General features: G+C 63.6%; 15 protein-coding genes and 3 pseudogenes. 8 read left to right on the forward strand and 10 right to left on the reverse strand.

Annotation, left to right across the window (positions count from 1 at the left end):
• Window positions 1–18 precede the first annotated feature (18 nt).
• From serA to IVA80_RS26255, 5 genes and pseudogenes are all read right to left on the reverse strand, one after another.
• Window positions 19–1,263, reverse strand: coding sequence for a phosphoglycerate dehydrogenase (serA, locus tag IVA80_RS26235; RefSeq protein WP_247437172.1), 1,245 nt, complete (start codon window positions 1,261–1,263; stop codon window positions 19–21).
• Between the two features lie 271 nt (window positions 1,264–1,534).
• Window positions 1,535–2,767 (reverse strand): rhodanese-like domain-containing protein, encoded by a 1,233-nt coding sequence (locus IVA80_RS26240; protein WP_247437173.1) that lies wholly within the window; start codon window positions 2,765–2,767, stop codon window positions 1,535–1,537.
• A 176-nt stretch (window positions 2,768–2,943) separates the two neighbouring features.
• Window positions 2,944–4,233: a DUF1963 domain-containing protein gene (locus IVA80_RS26245; protein ID WP_247437174.1), complete on the reverse strand. Its 1,290-nt coding sequence runs from the start codon at window positions 4,231–4,233 to the stop codon at window positions 2,944–2,946.
• A 137-nt stretch (window positions 4,234–4,370) separates the two neighbouring features.
• Window positions 4,371–4,574, reverse strand: a pseudogene (locus IVA80_RS26250) (PepSY domain-containing protein); the annotation flags it as partial.
• Window positions 4,575–4,752: 178 nt separating this feature from the next.
• Window positions 4,753–5,637 (reverse strand): dihydrodipicolinate synthase family protein, encoded by an 885-nt coding sequence (locus IVA80_RS26255; protein ID WP_247437175.1) that lies wholly within the window; start codon window positions 5,635–5,637, stop codon window positions 4,753–4,755.
• Window positions 5,638–5,815: 178 nt separating this feature from the next.
• Here IVA80_RS26255 and IVA80_RS26260 point away from each other — a divergent pair, with 178 nt between their 5' ends.
• Together IVA80_RS26260 and IVA80_RS26265 are read left to right on the forward strand one after the other, a co-directional pair.
• The gene (locus IVA80_RS26260) at window positions 5,816–7,228 is read left to right on the forward strand and encodes an FAD-binding oxidoreductase (protein WP_247437176.1); all 1,413 of its coding nucleotides are present in this window, start codon (window positions 5,816–5,818) and stop codon (window positions 7,226–7,228) included.
• Window positions 7,229–7,236: 8 nt separating this feature from the next.
• Window positions 7,237–7,902: a GntR family transcriptional regulator gene (locus IVA80_RS26265; protein WP_247437177.1), complete on the forward strand. Its 666-nt coding sequence runs from the start codon at window positions 7,237–7,239 to the stop codon at window positions 7,900–7,902.
• Window positions 7,903–7,909: 7 nt separating this feature from the next.
• Here IVA80_RS26265 and IVA80_RS26270 read toward each other — a convergent pair whose 3' ends face one another.
• On the reverse strand, window positions 7,910–8,257 hold the full coding sequence (locus IVA80_RS26270; protein WP_247437180.1) for a hypothetical protein: 348 nt from the start codon (window positions 8,255–8,257) through the stop codon (window positions 7,910–7,912).
• A 47-nt stretch (window positions 8,258–8,304) separates the two neighbouring features.
• On the opposite strand from IVA80_RS26270, the pseudogene IVA80_RS38695 reads away from it, so the two are divergent.
• The 6 genes and pseudogenes from IVA80_RS38695 to IVA80_RS26300 all read left to right on the forward strand — a co-directional run.
• Window positions 8,305–8,507 (forward strand): annotated as a pseudogene (locus IVA80_RS38695) (YgiQ family radical SAM protein); the annotation flags it as partial.
• Window positions 8,508–8,546: 39 nt separating this feature from the next.
• Window positions 8,547–8,855, forward strand: a complete 309-nt coding sequence (locus IVA80_RS26280; RefSeq protein WP_247437261.1) for a type II toxin-antitoxin system HigB family toxin — start codon at window positions 8,547–8,549, stop codon at window positions 8,853–8,855.
• Window positions 8,842–9,223, forward strand: a pseudogene (locus tag IVA80_RS26285) (helix-turn-helix domain-containing protein). Before IVA80_RS26280 ends, IVA80_RS26285 begins: the two are co-directional and overlap by 14 nt.
• A gap of 218 nt (window positions 9,224–9,441) precedes the next feature.
• Window positions 9,442–10,002: an Imm21 family immunity protein gene (locus IVA80_RS26290; RefSeq protein ID WP_247437182.1), complete on the forward strand. Its 561-nt coding sequence runs from the start codon at window positions 9,442–9,444 to the stop codon at window positions 10,000–10,002.
• A 234-nt stretch (window positions 10,003–10,236) separates the two neighbouring features.
• On the forward strand, window positions 10,237–10,650 hold the full coding sequence (locus tag IVA80_RS26295; protein WP_247437184.1) for a hypothetical protein: 414 nt from the start codon (window positions 10,237–10,239) through the stop codon (window positions 10,648–10,650).
• 121 nt (window positions 10,651–10,771) lie between these two features.
• Entirely contained in the window at window positions 10,772–11,794 is a 1,023-nt protein-coding gene (locus IVA80_RS26300; RefSeq protein WP_247437186.1) for an LLM class flavin-dependent oxidoreductase, read from the forward strand.
• Window positions 11,795–12,705: 911 nt separating this feature from the next.
• Here IVA80_RS26300 and IVA80_RS26305 read toward each other — a convergent pair.
• From IVA80_RS26305 to IVA80_RS26320, 4 genes are all read right to left on the reverse strand, one after another.
• Window positions 12,706–14,274 (reverse strand): hypothetical protein, encoded by a 1,569-nt coding sequence (locus IVA80_RS26305; RefSeq protein ID WP_247437188.1) that lies wholly within the window; start codon window positions 14,272–14,274, stop codon window positions 12,706–12,708.
• 81 nt (window positions 14,275–14,355) lie between these two features.
• Window positions 14,356–15,456: a cellulase family glycosylhydrolase gene (locus tag IVA80_RS26310; protein WP_247437191.1), complete on the reverse strand. Its 1,101-nt coding sequence runs from the start codon at window positions 15,454–15,456 to the stop codon at window positions 14,356–14,358.
• Between the two features lie 50 nt (window positions 15,457–15,506).
• Window positions 15,507–17,645: an exopolysaccharide transport family protein gene (locus IVA80_RS26315; protein ID WP_247437193.1), complete on the reverse strand. Its 2,139-nt coding sequence runs from the start codon at window positions 17,643–17,645 to the stop codon at window positions 15,507–15,509.
• A gap of 225 nt (window positions 17,646–17,870) precedes the next feature.
• Window positions 17,871–18,548, reverse strand: coding sequence for a substrate binding domain-containing protein (locus IVA80_RS26320; protein ID WP_247437194.1), 678 nt, complete (start codon window positions 18,546–18,548; stop codon window positions 17,871–17,873).
• Window positions 18,549–18,580: the final 32 nt, after the last annotated feature.

Below are 18,580 nucleotides of genomic sequence, written 5' to 3' on the forward strand. Positions count from 1 at the left end.
AACCAGAACGTGGGCGGCCTAGTGCTCGAATATCAGCCTTGCGCCGACCGTGCCTTCGAGGGCGCGGATCTGCCGAAGCAGCATGGCCGAATCCTGGCCGGCGAGGTCCGCGTCGAGCACGACGTAGCCGAGGTCGCCGGCGGTCTCCAGATATTGCGCGGCGATGTTGATGTCGCGCTGGAGGAAGACCTCGTTGAGCCGCCGCAGCATGCCCGGCACGTTGCGATGAACGTGGCTGAAGCGCGCGCCGGACGGGCGAAGATGCAGTTGCACCTCCGGAAAGTTCACCGCACCCATGGTCGAGCCGGTGATGAAAAAGTCGACCAGCTTGCGCGCGACCTCGCCACCGATCCGCTCCTGCGCCTCCTCGGTCGAGCCGCCGACATGCGGCGTGAGGATGACGTTGCCGAGGCCCTGCATCGGGCTCTTGAAGCGATCCGCGTTCGAGGACGGCTCGACCGGAAACACGTCGATGGCGGCACCGGCGAGATGACCGTCGCGCAAGCAACCCGCAAGTGCGTCGAGATCGACCACGGTGCCGCGGCTGTTGTTGATCAGGAAGGAACCCGGCTTCATCGCCCGCAGCTGCTTGTCGCCGATCATGCCGGCGGTCTCCGGCGTCTCGGGCACGTGCAGGCTGACGACGTCGCTCTGCGCCAGCAGCTCTTCCAGCTTCTCGACCGGTTCGGTGTTGCCGTGGCGGAGCTTGTCGGTGCGATCGAAATAGATCACCCGCATGCCGATCGCTTCCGCAAGCGTCGAGAGCTGCGAGCCAATATTGCCGTAGCCGATGATGCCGAGGGTACGGCCGCGCACCTCGCGGCTGCCGGTCGCGGATTTGTCCCAGCCGCCCTCATGCGCCGACACCGAGCGCGGGAAGATGCGCCGCAGCAGCATCACGATCTCGCCGATCACGAGCTCGGCGACGCTGCGCGTGTTGGAGAACGGCGCATTAAAGACGGGAATGCCGCGCTTGCGCGCCGCCAGCAGATCGACCTGATTGGTGCCGACGCTGAAGCAGCCGACCGCGAGCAGCTGGTCGGCAGCCTCCAGCACGTCGTCGGTGATCTGGGTGCGCGAGCGGATGCCGAGCAGCGACACGCCCTTGAGCGCGCGCCGCAGGTCTTCGCCGTCGAGTGCCTTGGTCAGCCGCTCGACATTGGCAAAACCGGCGCTCCGGAACAGGTCCACGGCGCTGTCATTCACGCCTTCGAGCAACAGCGCCTTCGCGTTGCGCTCGGGGCTTTGGCCTGGGGCTGGCATGGTGTCTCCATCGATGGCGGCCTTGCCCGCAGCTCATAGACCGCGGACGATGCGCAGCACAATAGGGGCTGGATGCGGGGATATGATGGCGGTCCGGTAGAGGTTTACGGTGCCAGCCCCGTTATCCTGAGATGCGAACCTTGGGGCGCCCTTGCGCACCAAGGTGAGCCTCGAAGGATGAGCGGCCCAGATACAGCCGGGCCGTCGCCCTTCGAGGGCCACTAAAGAAGCGGCCACCTCAGGGTGACGGTGCACATATGCTCGCTTAGCCTCAAATCACGTAAAACCCGTGCGTCGCATCGCGGCGGATCTGCTCGACGAGGCCGTACTCCCAATCGAGATAGGCCTGCATCGCCCGTTCGGCGACTTCGGTTCCCTCGTAGGGACGGCGATAGCGATGCGCCGGATCGGGCTTCGGCAGCACGGACGGCGGGCCGACCTCGAGCGCGCCGTCGTAACCGCCTTCGAGGACGTAGACCTCCCAGCCCATCTGCGCGAGCCAGGACGCCGTCATGTCGGCACGCACGCCCTTGTCGTCGGTCAGGACGATGCGCGCGCCACGCACGGGCGCGGCCATGTCGGTTTCCTGGACGAGCTGGCCACCGGGATAGTGACGGAAACCGGAGAGATGGCCGGCCGCATACTCGTCCGCGCCGCGCACGTCGAAGCGATAGAGCGTGCGGTCGGCTCGCGCGACAAGGGCGGACATCTCGTTCACGCCGATATGGCGGACACCGGCGCGATAGGCGACGTCGCGCGCGTTGGCCGGGCCGCCCGCGAACGGCCCGATCGCGCCACGCCTGTCGGCGCCGTGGTTGAGCGTGTGCCGCGCCAGCGTCCAGCCGATGGTGCCGTTGCGCAGCGCCCGCACCTTGTTCGGCACGCCGGCATTGATCAGCGACTGGGTGCCGATGATCGAGCGCGTGCGGCCGGCGCAATTGACGATAATGGTCGTGTCGGGATCGGGCGCGGCCTGCCCTGCGCGCAGCACCAGCTCCGCACCGGGCACGCTGACCGAGCTCGGAATGTTCATGGTGGCGTATTCGTCAAAGCGGCGAACGTCGAGGATGGCGATGTTGGCCTTGCCCGCGATCAGCTTCGCGACCTCGTCGGCGCTGAGCGAGGGCGTGTGGCGGCGTGCCTCGACCAGTTCGCCAAAGGCCTTGGAATAGGAATTGACGTCCTGGAACACCTCATAGCCCGCCGCGCGCCAGGCTTTCAGCCCGCCGTCGAGCGCGCGGACATTGGTGTAGCCGAGCGCGGCAAGACGTTCGGCGCCAGTTGCGACCAATCCCTCGCCGTCGTCATAAAGCACGATCGGCACATCCTTGCGCGGCAGCCGCACCTCGGCCTCGATCGCGATCCGGTCCGCAGTCATGTTGGCGGCGAACAGGGGATGGCCGGTGGCGAAAGCGGCCTCCCGCCTGAGATCAAGCAGCGCGACCTCCTCGCGCAGGAGCAACGCGCTGCGGATGCCGGCGGGGGAGACGGTCGGGAGCTTCATGGCACGAACCTTGAGAAGAGGGCCAGGAGCTTTTGAACCATTGTTGCGCTGTTGGCTAGCCACGCCAGAGAGCCGAGGCAACAAGACGGCAGCCTTGTCGACAGGAGCAAATCGAGAGGGATGCGATGTGCTGGGCTCGCTTGGCGCAGTCACAAATTCACCGCGCAGACAGCGCGCTAGTCACATTCGCATGTGGCGACGACCCCTGAAAAGTCGAGTTGCGCGAGGGCCTCGCCGTCGATCCAAAAGTGAAGCACGCATCCAATGTCGGAGTGCCAATTGAAGAATGCAAGATCGCCTTGTATCTGGAGCAGTAGCACGTCCTCCAAATGCACTTCCGTCGCATCTTGGGGGCCGCTGCCATACCCCAACATCTGATGGAGCGCTGTCAGGAAATGGCGATACTTTCCATCTCCTGCAGCTGGCGTTTTCCAATGATTCTGCCGCGCAAGATTCGCAACGTAGCTGAGGGGCGCGTCGTCACGAGCATCGACATCCTGGGTCGCCATGCAACGGATCGTATGGTTGATGGCATTGCCTAGGTCCCCCGCGATTTTGGACGTGTACGTCGATACCTGTCTGTCCATTTTGCCATAGGCCTGCACGACGCCGATCCACCAAGACCTGAACGTCGCTTTTGTGTCCGCATCGACGTCATCCATTGGGGGCATCGCCCGACAACGCTCTAGCCAGCCGATTGCACCGATGCGAAGGCGATTCAATTCCACGGCTGCCTCGTCGGTGAGCGGCTTGTAATACGATCCGGGTGTCAGATCGCGTAGGACGTTCGACAATACCGACCGAACCACATAGGTGATCAGGAGCCAGTTGAAAGGCCAATTCTCGTCTTTCTCATATTTGGACGCCGACCTAAATTGCAGCAGATCCCTTTCGTTGGGCTCGCCCGGGCCCAGCGCCTTACATAATTCTTCGATCATGAGTTCGCCTCCCACAGTGTCCTCGAGGAAATAGAAATCGCGGAACACGCGGAAGGAGAGCGGATATTTGAATTCGACCTTGGAATGAAAATCGATGGCCGGATCGAGCCATTTGACCTGGGCGTCACCGTCAGTGCCCGCCAGCGGCATCAGATCTGGCGGTGGCGCGCGGTCGGGATACGCGCCACCGGCGGTAGCGCTATAGAGTACGCGGCAAGGTGGATGTCCTTCGCCAACGAACACCGAGCTACAGAAGAAATAGAGTGTGCCTTGTTCCGGAAGCGGCGACCAACCGGAGCCCGGCACCTCGGCCAAGTCGATCTGGGCGACGAAAGTGAGCGCGACCGTCTCTAGCGTTTCGTTCGCCCTGACTTCCGCCGTTGGCCACTCGAGCTGCGGGGGCAGCTTGGGGAGACCGCCGAAGAAACTTCGCGCCGGGTGGGTCAGAGGTACGGGCAGATCGCTGCGGCTGACCAGCACTGCAGGCAATGCCGTCGCCTCGAACTCGTCTCGTTCGGATAGCGCCATCAAGATCACCACGACTCTAGCGTGTACCGCGGGGATCGAACCATTTCGCGAAGCTTCGGGCAAGTGTTTCTTGTCCCGCGCGCGAGCGCTTCGCTGTTGTCACGCGAGAGCTATTTGGTCGACCGCTGAGCGGTCGGCTAGGCGCCTCGTACTCGCTCGCCAGGAGTCAGGCGCCCGAGCGGCGGCGGCATCGGGCGCCGCAGTTTGCGGCGCGACAGGTACAGCAGAACGCCGGAGAGCGCGAACAGAGGCATCAGGGCCGCCGCGATCATGAAGGCGAGCTTGCCGGGCCAGCCCAGAATTGCGCCGCGGTGGATGTCGAGCACGTTCGCGATGATCTGGAGCGTGGCCTGTAACAGCCGCTGTGCGTGAAGAGAACGGCAAGAGCAGTTGAATCGCTCTAGTGTTGAATCATTCCAGGCGCAGAACCATGTTGAATGACAATCATGGATTGCTTTCACGTCAGCCGCGACACGCTATGCGTGAATTTGCGGCAACATGTCGGCCTTTGCCGCGATCTCACGCGATGGCGGGGGTCGTCAGCTCGTCGAGCTTTCGCTTGAGCGCGGCGCCGTCCGACACGGCGCGGAGCGGCGGGCGGACGCACAGCCACGCAGCGTCGCCGGTCTGGGCCGCCAGGATGGCCTTCAGCGTCGCGAGGAACGAAGGCGTGTTCAGCACAACGCCGATCGCGGCCTGCATGCGCGCTTCGACATCCTTGCCTTCGACCATGCCCTTGACAAGCTCGGGCACGACGTTGGCCATGCCGCAGATGGTGCCGGCACCGCCGGCGGCAATCGCGCGGGTGATGTCGGCTTCGTTGCCGACGGTAATGGCGAGCTCGGGAGCTGCGTCACGGAATGCCAGGAACTGCTTGAAGTCGCCGCTGGAGTCCTTCAGGCCAGCAACCACCTTGCCGTAACGCTTGCGCAAATTCGCAGCGACGCTGGTCGGGATCGCGACACCCGAGACCTGCGGGATATGGTAGAGCGAAGCACGCAGACGATCGTCGGCGACGCCATCGATGATCGCGGCAAAGGCATCCTCGATGCCCTCGGGCGTGACGCTGCGATCGAAGTAGGGCGGCAACAACAGCACGTGACGCAGGCCGAGGCCGAGCATGGTGCGCGTCAGTGCGATGCTGTCGGTGATGGCGGGAAAGCCGCCGCCGATACCGATACGCTCGGGCGCGACGCCGGCCTTGAGCACGGCTTCGATGGTGGCGACGCGTTCGGCGACACTGAACGAGGTGCCCTCGCCGGTGGTGCCGAACAGCACGACGCCGTCGACGCCCTTGCCAAAGAGTTGCTTGGCATGAGCCGCGAGCTTTGCGGAGTCCACGCTGCCGTCCGTCGCCAGCGGCGTCGCCGACGCCACCCAGAACCCGCGAATTGCCTCCGTCATCCCACTGCCCTTTTGCTGCAAACTCGAACTAAGCCTCTGATCTCCAATGACCTTGAAGCGCTTGCGAGCCTTGTTTTTGCTTTACTTTTTGTCTTGTACCTTACATACAAGGATCACGCAAATCCTTTCCGTCGTCATGGCGCGCGAGAGGCGCAGCCGGATCCTGAGGAGGTCTCGCTTGGACATGATGAGCCCCGTGAAGCGTTCCGGCCACTTGCTCGGCGCATTGCGCGACAAGCTCGGCGCGGCCGCCGTACTGATCGGCACCGACGTGCCCGCGCGCAATTGCAACGACTGGAGCGCGAGCCTGCCGCAAACGCCGCTTGCGGTGATCCGACCGGTTGATGCGCAAGGGGTTGCCGATGCGATTCTGACCTGTCGGCAAGCGCGCTTGCCATTCGTGCCGCAGGGCGGACTGACCGGGCTGTGCCGCGGCGCATCGCCTGAAGCAGGCTGGGTCGCGATCTCGCTCGAGCGCATCACCGGGATCGAAGAGATCGATCGTGCCTCGGCAACGATGACGGTGAAATCAGGCACGCCGCTGGAAGCGATTCAGAAAGCCGCCGACGAGGCCGGCTTCTTCTTTCCGCTCGACCTCGGCTCGCGCGGCTCCTGCGCGATCGGCGGCAATCTTTCCACCAACGCCGGCGGCAACCGCGTGATCCGCTACGGCATGACGCGCGAGCTGGTGCTCGGCCTCGAAGTGGTGCTGCCGGATGGCACCATCATGACCAGCCTCAACAAGCTGATGAAGAACAACGCCGGCTACGATCTGAAGCAGCTCTTCATCGGTTCGGAAGGCACGCTCGGCATCATCACCCGCGTGGTGCTGCGGCTATTCCCGAAGCCGCGCTCGACCATGGCTGCGCTGTGCGCGGTGAAGGACTATGCCGCGGTGATCGCGCTGCTCGATGCGGCGCGAAGCGGGCTCGGCCCGCTATTGTCGGCGTTCGAGGTGATGTGGCCGGACTATTGGGACGTGATCACGAGGCGCGCCGGCGTGAAGCCGCCGGTCACTGCAGGCCACGGTCTCTACGTGCTGGTCGAGGCCCAAGGCACCGACGAAAGCCTGGATGCACCGCGCTTCCAGAGCTGGCTCGAAGAGCTGATGGAGCGCGGGCTGCTCGCAGATGCCGCCGTGGCGCAATCGCTGGCACAAACGCAGGCGTTCTGGCGCGTGCGCGACATCTGCGCCGAGTTCGGCCAGGTGCTGGGGCCGCACATCTCCTACGACATCGGCCTTGCCGTGGCGCGGATGGACGAGTTCGCCGCGCGCTGCAAGGCGGCGCTCGCGAACGGCATCGCGGGCTGCGAGAGCGTCTATTACGGCCATATCGGCGACGGCAATCTGCATCTCGTCGCGTGGGTCGCCGGTCTTTCCGTCGAGCAGCAGCCGAAGGAAGAGATGGACGCGATCATCTACGGTCTCGTGCGCGAGCTGGGCGGCAGCGTCTCCGCCGAGCACGGCATCGGCACCTTGAAGAAGAAGTGGCTGGGCCACGCCCGCAGCGATGCCGAGATCGCGTTGATGCGGACGCTGAAGGCCGCGCTCGATCCCGATCACCTGCTCAATCCCGGCAAGGTGATCTGAGAGAGCATATGCGCTCCTTGAGACTCGATACGCCGAAATCGCTGTCGCAGCGGGTGGTGCTGCGGCTGCGCCAGGCCATCATCGACGGCGAGTTCGCGCTCGGCGCCGCCATCTCCGAGGAGATGGTGGCAAGCTCCTTCGGCGTCAGCCGCACGCCGGTGCGCGAGGCGATGGGCCAGTTGCAGGCGCAAGGCCTCGTCGTGATCCGGCCGCAGGTCGGCAGCTTCGTGTTCACGCCGAGCGCGGAGGACATCAATGCGCTCTGCACCTTCCGGATCGCGCTCGAGCCCAAAGCCGCCGAGCTCGCCTTCCGCCATGATCGGAGCAATGCGGTCGCGACGATGAGCGAGGCGATCGCAGCGATGGAGCCGGCGGTCGCCGCGAAGGACAACATCGCCTATGGCCGCGCCGATGCCGCCTTTCACGAGGGGCTGTTCGCGCATTGCGGCAACCGCTATCTCATCGAATCCTACCAGCTCGTCTCGGGCCGCGTCGCCGCGCTCCGCACCAATTTGACCTCGCCGATCGACGTGCGCACCCGCTCGTCCTTCGAGGAGCATCGCAAGCTGCTCGATTTGTTCGCGCGCGGCGAGTTCGCCGCGTTCGAAGCGCTGATGAGCACGCACATCAGCAATTCGGGCGCGGTCTACGCCAAAGCGCTAAAGGTGCATTGAGCGCCTTTTACCGGGCGTCGTTCGATCCCGGCCGGTCGAGAAAATCCAGCGCGGTGTTGATCTGTTCGAGTTGATGCTCAATCTTGTCGCGGTCCTCGACCGACGGCGCCTGCTCGAGCTGTTCCACGAGGTTCTGCTTTCGTGACAGCAAGTTCTCTATGACTGTATTCACGGCTCCCCCATCGCCAGCGGCGAACATCGAGGCAATACCAGACCCCGCACGTGAGCGTGCGCGCGCCGGGCTCGGCGCAAACCCTCCATCAGAATGTTCGCGGAGACGGATGGTTCCTGTATCCGGCCTGATCACGACGCTCTGGGCACCCGCATTGCCGTTGGGGGAACCGCGATTCTTCACGGGCCCATCGGTTATATTCGCGGGCACGGAGTCCTATGCGTATCGACGTGGACACCCAGATCATCGCCGCCGAAAAGCCCCTGATGGCCCATGTCCCCGCAAGCCGGCGCCGTTCCTGCCGATGAGCGGCGCCGAGATGGATGCGCTCGGCTGAGACGCCTGCGACATCGTGCTGGTGACGGGCGATGCCTATGTCGACCACCCGAGCTTCGGCATGGCGATCATCGGCCGCTTGCTCGAGGCGCAAGGCGACAAAACGTCGAAAACAACCCCATGCACAGTAGCCGACATGAGCGGGATCAAGGGCTTAGGCGCGCATTGTGGAGACGTTGCCCCGTCGGGCAAAACAGGAGCGGCGCAGTCGCCGTGGCAGGTTATCTCAAACGCTCCATGTTGCGCACATTTTTGGGCGCGCGATAACTACGCGACCGCCAGCATCATCTCGGCGGACCGTGTTGTGTTCAACGTCAAAGGCAACGACTACCGGCTGGTCGCTGCCGTCGATTTCGAGAAGAGCATCGTGTGGATCAAATGGATCGGCACGCACCGGGACTACGACAAGATCGATGTAAGAGAGGTTCGACATGGCGGCGACTGAGATCAAGCCGATTCGGACGAAGCGGGGACTATGATGGTGCGCTCAAGGAAGTGGAGCGCCTCTGGGGCGCGAAGTCGGGTACACCTGAGGGTGACCGCCTGGACGTGCTCGCGACGCTGATCGATGCATATGAGACCGAGCACTATCGGATGGATCCGCCCGATCCCATCGAAGCCATTAAGTTTCGCATGGAGCAGCAAGGGCTGACGCGGCGGGACCTCGAAGAGATCGTTGGAACCCGGACCCGCATCGCCGAGGTTCTGAATCGAAAGCGCGGGTTGTCGATCACGATGATCCGCCGCCTTCACGAGCGTCTCGGCATTTCCGCAGACGTGCTGATCCGACCCAGCCGGAAAAAGGCGGCGTGACGAAATCGTTGACCCGTCGGGCAAAACAGGCGCAGGATGGCAATATCGGGCTCATGAGATGGGCGAGCCCCTACCGCTCCTCGTCATCGATATCCTCGAGTTTCACACCGCGTCCCGCGCGCAGGCTGTTCCGCGCCTGCTCAAAGCCGGACATCGCCAGTTCGCGCCTGCGAATCGGTAGAGGGCCAACGGCGGAAATGGCTGCTATCGTGCGACTCATGAAGCGCACTTCCAACTGGATAGCGACAACCGGCGGTCCTCACCTGCTGATTGCCGATGAACAGCTCCCACATTGGCGGGGCATCGAAGAATGGCGAGATCATAGGGACCCGACTGACCAAAGCGACTATGCTCGTGCGTGTAGAATAACGACCTGGTTGGGATCAGTCCTCAGCAACGCAGGTAGCGCTGTTGCGCTATCCGGCGATGCGGGCGACGTGGCTTGGTACGCAGATGGTCAGGACGACAGAGGCTTTTTCGTTCAATGGCTTGGCGTCGATGACGAAAGACTTATAGAGCCTGCACTGCACGCGCCGCAGTTGCGGCAGAGCCTTGAGAGCGCGGACGCCGAACGGCTCGAATTTGAGACAGGTCCGTCCGGTGCAATGTGGTTGATAGATGCGTCGGATCGAGGTGAAGATCTGCGCAGCGGGCATCAGGCACTGGCGCTACGTCCAGGCGGCTATCTCGCCAAAGCCAACTATTACCGCTCTACTGGGCTGGCGATTATTGTTCGCGAAATCTGTTGGATCCGGTCGCTTTCGAGCAAAGTCAGTTGAGGGTCAGACGCGCGGTCGGAAGTGACGTGAGCCTCAGCATTTTGGTCCACGGGGGAGCATCACCGACGTTAACCCTGTCGGCAAATGATTCGCCGCAGGTCGGCAGCCGCCGGCAAAGTTGCCTTATTCGCGCGGAGAATTTTCAGCGGCACTAACTGAGGTTAGAGGCGCATTATGCTGAGAATGGCGTTGTTGGGCCTCCTCATCCTGTTGAGTGTAGGAGTGCTGTCGGCAATGGAGCTGAGCGCTCCACCGCGTCGCGCAGTCGCGATCGTCCAGCCGTCTGCGGAGCAGAGCGCAAGCAGCTCTGCTTCGCATGACGCGTTGGCGAAGGCCGATCGCCTCGAGGTCGCCGCTGTGAGCAGCGCGATGCCGACACAGGCTGCTTCCGCCGAAATTCACGCTGGTCCGCAAGACATCAAGGTCGGTTCGTCCGCGCCGGAACCGGTCGTCCGTCATCGGCACAATCCGAAGACGATCGCGACCGCCGAACGTCCCAAGCCGAAGCCAACCGATATCAAGGCAACCGTCGTCAAGCGAACGGACAATTTTCAGCGTGCAAAGGCCGCCAGCGCGACCGAGCCCTGTCGGCTCAAGGCGTTCGGCGGCTTGCTCAAGGCTTTGAATTTGACCGGCTGCGAAATCTGAGGATTCCACGAGCAGTTCAAGCCCGAGCCTGCTTCCTCCGAGAGGCGCGGCATACCCTGCCGCCATCTTTCCCTCGGCCGACGTCTCGCAAACTCTTCCGATCATCCATATGTTGCCCCTCATGAAAAAGATCGGATTCCTCTCCTTCGGGCACTGGACGCCCTCGCCGCAGTCGCAGACCCGCTCGGCGGCGGACACGCTGCTGCAATCCATCGAGCTCGCCGTTGCAGCGGAAGAGCTCGGCGCGGACGGCGCCTATTTCCGCGTGCATCATTTCGCGCGTCAGCTCGCCTCGCCCTTTCCACTGCTGGCCGCGGTCGGCGCCAGGACCAACAAGATCGAGATCGGCACCGCCGTGATCGACATGCGCTACGAGAACCCGCTTTACATGGTGGAGGATGCGGGCTCTGCCGATCTCATCGCCGGCGGGCGGCTGCAGCTCGGCATCAGCCGCGGCTCGCCCGAGCAGGTGATCGATGGCTGGCGCTATTTCGGCTACCAACCGGCCGAAGGCCAGAGCGACGCCGACATGGGCCGGAGCCACGCGGAGGTGTTTCTGGACCTGCTGCGTGGCGAAGGTTTTGCAGAGCCCAATCCGCAGCCGATGTTTCCAAATCCGCCAGGGCGCTTGCGCCTGGAGCCGCATGCGCAAGGCCTGCGCGAGCGGATCTGGTGGGGTGCCGGCTCGAACGCCACGGCGGTGTGGGCGGCGCAGCTCGGCATGAATTTGCAAAGCTCGACCCTGAAGAACGACGAGACCGGCGAGGCCTTCCATGTGCAGCAGGCCGCCCAGATCCGCACTTATCGTGCAGCCTGGAAAGAGGCCGGCCACCCCCGCGAGCCCCGCGTGTCCGTCAGCCGCAGCATCTTCGCGCTGATGAATGATCGCGACCGCGCCTATTTCGGCGGCGAACGCGGAGGCGAAGACCAGATCGGCTTCATCGATCCGCGCACCCGCGCGATCTTCGGCCGGAGCTATGCGGCGGAGCCGGATGCGCTGATCGAGCAGCTCCGGCGGGACGAGGCGATCGCCGAGGCGGACACGTTGCTGTTGACCGTGCCGAACCAGTTGGGCGTGGCTTATTGCGCGCATGCGATCGAGGCGATCTTGACTCATGTCGCGCCTGCGCTGGGGTGGCGCTGAGGCGAACGGCGAGATGCACCCGCCATACGCCGGGTTCACCCCGTCTTCGTCCCCGTGATGACGGCGAGCGCCTCGACGAAGCGGTCGAGATCGGACTCCTCGGTGCGCCGGGTTGAGCCGGGTTGAGCCGGTTTGGGCGCTCACCTCGGGCGCCGAAACACTTCAGACCCACCGGCAAACGAGATCAGCCACATGGATGTGCTCGATCGAATGAACTGTTATCGTTGGATTGCGACCAATAGCCTATAGCCGGCATGATGCCGGGGGAAGTTCTTACTGATCTCATCGACGATGTCGTTCGAACGATTGCTTGAAGATTGAAGGGCGTCAATGCGCGTAGACGCTTCAAAGCTCAGGATGCTCAGTGTCGCCATTTGGATCCTGCTGCTGCCTTGCCTGTTCTACACTTTGTATCGCAACTACCGATCGCTCGACGCGTGTCGATTCCAGCAGATCGAGTTGGAGACCCTCGATGCCAGGGTTCGGGAGCAGGGAAATAGCGGATGAGCAATATCGCGAACGCAGCTCCAAACAACATGAGGTATCGCCTCTTTATGGGTGCGGTTGGTGTCCTAATGTTGGGCTGGACGATCGCTTACGGGTACGCGAACTATCAAAGTGACGCATGCCTGAAGAGCGCCAATACCCGTGTCGAGAGCATCAGGACGCACATGGCGCCCGGGACCACAGCGAAACAAGAAAGATAAGCCGAGAAGATTGCCCGGCCCGCCCGGCTACACTTCTGTCATCGCCCCATCTAGCGTCATTGCGCCTGTTTGCGTGTGAAGCAGATTACAGGCGATGGTGCGTGCTGCGCCTCAGGCACAAGGCGTACATGCTTTGAACCTTGCCAGGCGTAGCGCACCACGCCCTTGCCGGCATGGCTGCGGGACTGCCGGAGTGACGGAAGCTCAGGTCGCGGGCTGATAGCGCGTGAGCGACTGGGGCTCCGCATCGCGGTTGACGACCGCCTGCATCCTGATCCGGCTTCCGATCACCAACCCGGTGAGCGAGAGCATGAGCCCCAGCGCCGGCGGCGCGAACAGGGCCTCTTCCTGAAACAGGCCGTTGAGCAGCACCACCATCACGCCGAAGCCTGCGAGGCCCTGCGTCAGATATCCGGATGACGCATAGAGGCGCCAGGCCTTGAGGGCCATCGCGAAATAAAAGCCGAGCGGCACGAGGGCGGCGACGCCCATCTGGTACAGCAGCACGCCGATCGCGCTCTCGACCGCGCCATCGATCGTTCCGGCCTGCTGCGCGGCGCTCCAGTCGATCGAGAAATAGCTGTCCGACAGGTTTCCGCCGATGCCGAGACCGCGGCCAAGCGGCTTCTCGAAAAATCCGTTCAAGCCGCCCATGAGGCCGATGACGTGATAGTCGCCGATCTGCAAGCCAACACGGATCGCGGCAATTGCAAACACGATCAAGGCCACGAAGCCAAGCAATAGCGTCACCACAGCGCCGAGCAGTCGGGTCGACGCCCAGGCTGCGGCCACGAACACCACCACGATGAGCGCTCCCTTCACGCTGCAAACGATCAGGAGAGGCAGCGCAACGAGAGCCAGGAACGGACGCCCCACCGAAAACAGAAACAGCCCAAAAAAAGCGATCCCGTACGCGAAGCTGATCGGGTGCATATTCGGTCCGTGGATGCGAAGGATCTTCGACAGCCCGAACCCTTCGAGCAGGGGCGTATTGAGAAAGTCGAAGCTGAAACGATCCTTCAGATCGACCGGCACGTTGCCGGTCGCGCGCATCTCGGCTTCCCAGACGCCAGAACGGGTCGCCTTGAGCTCGTCGAAACCCCAGAACGTGTAGCCATTCGTGATGGCCAGCCAGAAATCCCGGAACGCAAACTCGATGTATCCGCACAGAATCAGAATAGCCCCAAGCGTCACCAGGAACGGCGTGGCGCGGACCTCATAGGTCGCGGCCGTCAGCAGCGAGAGCTGAAACAGGAACAGCGGCAGCACGATATTGCGCAAATAGACCGTTGCCGCCTGGCCATCCTGGACGAAGCCGATCGCGAAATACAACGACACCACGGCGAGGGTCACGACACCCCAGCGCATGATCTGATTCACTTCGGCCGACCGGTTCCTCTGGCCGAACACGTGCAGTCCAAATGTCGTCAGCCACATCACGGAGCAGACGAGGAAATTATAGCCCTTGATGAAGTCCAGATCGGACGGGACCGAAATGAGAGGCGACAGGATCGAGACGAACAGGTTCTGGAAGAACAGGACGAAGATCGCGATGGGCGGCGCGTAGGTCGGAACCGCAAGGACGACGGCGATGCCGATGAGGATCTCGACGACAATGGCCAGAACCGGACTGGCCACGTGCAGGACCGGAGCAAAGGCGATCGACGCGACGGCAATGCAGATCGTCGGGATCAGCTCGCGCAAGGGCGAAGGCGATGGCCCGAAAATGCCGGCCTGTACGGCCTGATACTGCGGTGCGTACCCACCACTCATAAATCGTCCTTTGGCCTCGCGCGGGTCACGATAGCGGCGGGATGTGTAAGGATTCGTTAACGATAGCGCAGTGGCGCGAGGTCAGCGCCTGCCCGGCCTGGTTGCGCCCAGTAGCGCCCGCATCACGTCGGGATCGGGCCTGCCCGTGCTGCTGTCGAGAAGGCCGAATCCCTGCGCCAGCTCCCAATTCGCCCAGCCCCAGCAATGCTCCCTGGCATAAGAGGTCACCGACGACAGCCAGCGCAACCGGCTGTCCCGGGGCGCGCCGGCTTTCAACACGCCAAACTCGTTGACGATAATCGGCCGCGAGAACTGCTGCTGCCACGCGACGGCGGGCTCAAGCCAGCGATCGACGCCCGGCTTGTCCTTGGCCGCGGCAATCGCCGTGTCGAGCATGCCGAGCGCCTTCGTTGCATTCCTGTCCCGCAAATCCTGGCGGAGCGCCTGAACGGCGGGATCGCCGGCATTGATCGGGTAAGGCAGCCCTGTGATGTCGTGAAGCGGATCCTGCTCATCCCAGTGGGCTTGATGGGTGAACACCATGGGATCATAAACGTGGATCGCATAGACGACGTTCGGATCCGGCAACGGGCGGAATCGTGGCAGCGAATCCGCGCGCTGCCAGTTGACCGGACCGACAATCAGGGTGGTGGCGGGAAGCAATTGGCGAACGAAGGCGGCGAGCGCTTCGGCCTCCCTTTGCCACCTGCCGGCCTCGACATCGGGCTCATTGAGCAGCTCGGCGAAGACGCGATCGGCCGGATAGGGCCGGATGATCCGGGCAAGACTGCTCCATGCGTCCTCCATCTCGCGCAGCGATGCGTCAGGATCGTCCTTGTGCAGGCGATTGAAACGTTCGCCGGGATGAAGATCGACTGATATGGCGTAGCCGAGCGAGATGAGCTGCTTCAACGCCTTGTCGAGCGCCCGCAGCGTCTGGTCGCGTTCCGCCTGGGAGGCGAAACGAAGCATCACGCGCTCGGCGGGCACCGGCAACCGGACATGGCTCATTCCCGCCTTGCGAAGCTGCTGCAGCAACTCCCGGCTTGGCGGCGTGGACGCCTGACCGTTGATCCAGCCATCGGCGTTGAAGCCGCGCGACAGTGCGGCAAGCCTCTCCGGCGCGACCGTCTGCGGCAAAGCCACACAGGTGTCAGCCTGTGCCGGCGGGCCAAATGACATCGACAGGACCATCGCCGCGACGAAAAGACAGCCGCGCGGCGCTGCCCTTGTCAAACCGCCAGCCCCATGGCGCCGCCGTCGGAATTGGGTGCTGCCGAGTTCGACGGCGCATGATTGACGACGAGACCGGTCGGCACGGTACCGTATCGCGAAAGTGCAGCGGTGACCCGCCGCATCGCCGCCGAACCGAGCTCGCCGGCGCGAACCACCGGGATGATCAGATCCGCGTGCGCGGCCAGCGCGATGGCGTCAGGCTGCAAGGCGAGATTGGTCGCATGAACGATGATCAAATCGAACTCCGAACGAAGATCGTCCTCGGGCCTGGCATCGGCTTTTCTGCCGGCGCTCAGCAGCTCGTCGATCGACTGAAGTCCTGCCGTGGTCGCGCCGTCCTGCCATTCGGTCACCGGCGGCTGGCTACCGCCGAACTCCGACTGGAGCCGGATCAGCACACTCATCATGCCCCGATTCACCGCCGCCCGATTCAGCGAGCGCGCAACGGCGTTGCCGCCGGCGCTTTTGCCGACCGACAACACGAGGACGATCTTGCAGCCACGCACCGGCGCGCGATCGATTCTCTCGAGAAGCGGACGCAGATAGGCGCCGAGATCGACCTCGGCCGTCGCGGCGATCGGCCTTTGCCACACAGTGTTGGCGACGGCGCCGGGCGCCAGATCGGGGATGCGGGCCCAGACAGGCAGGTTCGGCATCGCCTCGGGTCGGCGCGCGGCCGGAGCCGGCCGCTGGAGTTGCGCGTCCGCCGCTTCCGCAGGAGCTTGAGCGCGAGCCTCAGCAGGCGCAGGCCTGTCGGACACGCTCGTCATCGCCGCAACTGCGGCCGTCGAGGTCAGGATCGAACCGATCGCGAGCGCCGCGAGCAGCAAGGCGAGCGGCGGACGGGTCGAGCGCAGCGGAGGAATGGCGGGCGAGGCGATCTTGGTCTGGGAGCTTTGCAGCTGCCGCTGTTCGTTGGTGGTCTTGAACCTCGACAGGAACTGCTCATAAATGTTCTTGTTGGCATCGGCATCGCGCTGCAGCTCCTGCAGCTTCACCAGCGCCTGACCGTCGACCAGCATCTGCGTCTCGACCGCCCTGAGCTGCTTTTCCAGCGCGTTTTGCTGCTCCAGCTGAGCCTCATATTCGGACTTCGCCGTGTCGATGTTCTTCTTCCGCTCGAGCTCGATCTGCCTGTTGAGATCAGCCAGCTGGCTGGAGGAGATCGCGAGGTCGGGATGGCGGTCGCCGTACACCGCTCTCTTCTGCGCGATCTGATCGTTCAGGGTCGAGCGCTGCGCGCGCAGCATGCTCAGGAGGTCCTGCTTCACGGGACCTTCGACATTGGCCTTGAGATCGCGTTGCACCTGCTCGTAACGCGCCTTGGCTTCCTCGGTGCGAAGACGAGCGGCGGAGACCTGCTGATTGAGATCAGTTACCCGCAACTGCTGGGTCGTGGAATCTTTTCCGGCATTGAGGATCTTGTGCTCAAGCCTGAAGGCCGCGACGGCGTCTTCCGACGCGCGCAGGCGCTCGTTCAGCGTCTTCAGCCGGTCCTTGAGCCAGTCGGCCGCCTCGTCCGTAGCCTCGGTGCGGACACGGCCCTGGCTGGCGACGAACGCCTCGGCGGTGGCATTGGCGTAATACGCCGCCCGGCCCGCACTGTTCGAGGTGAATGAAATGGCAATGACGTAGGTCAGTCCGCGGCGCGAGATATCGAGACGGCTGCGGAATTTTTCGAGCAGGCGCGTCATGTCGGTATGACCGCCCGCGATGTCCTCGTCGTCGGCGATCTTGAGCTGCTCGATCAGCGGCCGGAGAAAGCCGTCCGATTTGGCGATCTCGATCTGGCTCTGAAGCGCTGCGGCATCCTGGCCGATGCCCGGCAGCACGTCCTGATCCGAGGTCACGCGCAGTTCGCGGGGATCGACGACGACCAGGGCCGTCGCGGCAAAGCGGACCGGCAGAACCATCAGGACTATGATTCCCACCGCGAACAGCGCCAATGCCAGCGTCAGGATGCGCCGGCCATTCTCGCGCAGGAAAGAGAGCACACCGGCGGCGGTCAGCGATCCCATGATCAGTGCCGGGCCGCTACTGTCAGGCTTCGGCGTTGCAGCCCGCGGCGCTTCCCACGAAGCCGCAGGCTCCGTCGGGGCGATGCTTCGCGGAGATGCGCGGCTACCAAACGCCATAGGAATTGGACTCGAAATCAACTGACAGCCACGGTACGGAGGCTTGCTGCACCGTAAATATCCATGGTTAACCGGCGGTTACGGCCGTCGCGGCGAAGCCGCCATGCTGCCGCGTCCGCCCAAGCGATCCGGCCGGATAACCAGCGAGGGACCGATGGCTGTCTCGGGAAAATGGCAAATGGCGCTCGCGGGCAAGGCAGGTTGCGAAGCAGGTTGCAAGGCAGGTTAGAGGCGCTCGTTTCGCAATCGGTCCGCCAGGACATCTATGAACGCGCGCGTCTTCGCGACTGGCATGCGCGTCGGTCGAAAGACCGCATGGATCGGAAGTTTGGAGACCTCGAACTCTTCCAGGACGAGTTCAATCAAGCCTTGATCGAGCAGGCTGCGGATTTGCCAGAGCGGCGCCAGGCCCAGGCCGAGGCCGCCCAGCACGACGGCCGCCGTCGCGGCGACGCTGTCCGTCCGAAAGCGTCCGTTCACCCGCACCAGCCGGCGCTGGCGGCCGATGCGGAACGGCCAAGGCTCGGGGTGTCCGTCGGCGACGCGGACAACGCATTCATGTCGGGTGAGGTCGCAAGGATGCCGGGGGCGGCCGTTGCCGGCAAAATATGCCGGCGCACCGAACGCGACGACGCGAAGCTCGCCAAGCCGCCGGGCCTTCAGCGTCGAATCCGCCAGATGCCTGATGCGCACCGCCACGTCGAGGTCGTCATCAATCAGATTCACGTCGCGATCGGACGGCTTCAGCTCGACCTCGACCTGCGGATGGCGCTTCATGAAATCGCAAATCGCAGGCGCCACATGGACGGCGGCGAACTGGACGGGCGCGCCAATGCGAATAACGCCCGATAGATCGGCGCGCTTGTTGGCGGCTTCCTGCTTTGCATCCGCAATGTCGGCCAAGGCAGGCTTGATCCGCACGTCGGTACGTACTC

Source organism: Bradyrhizobium sp. 139 (assembly GCF_023074175.1).
Classification (GTDB): Bacteria; Pseudomonadota; Alphaproteobacteria; order Rhizobiales; family Xanthobacteraceae; genus Bradyrhizobium.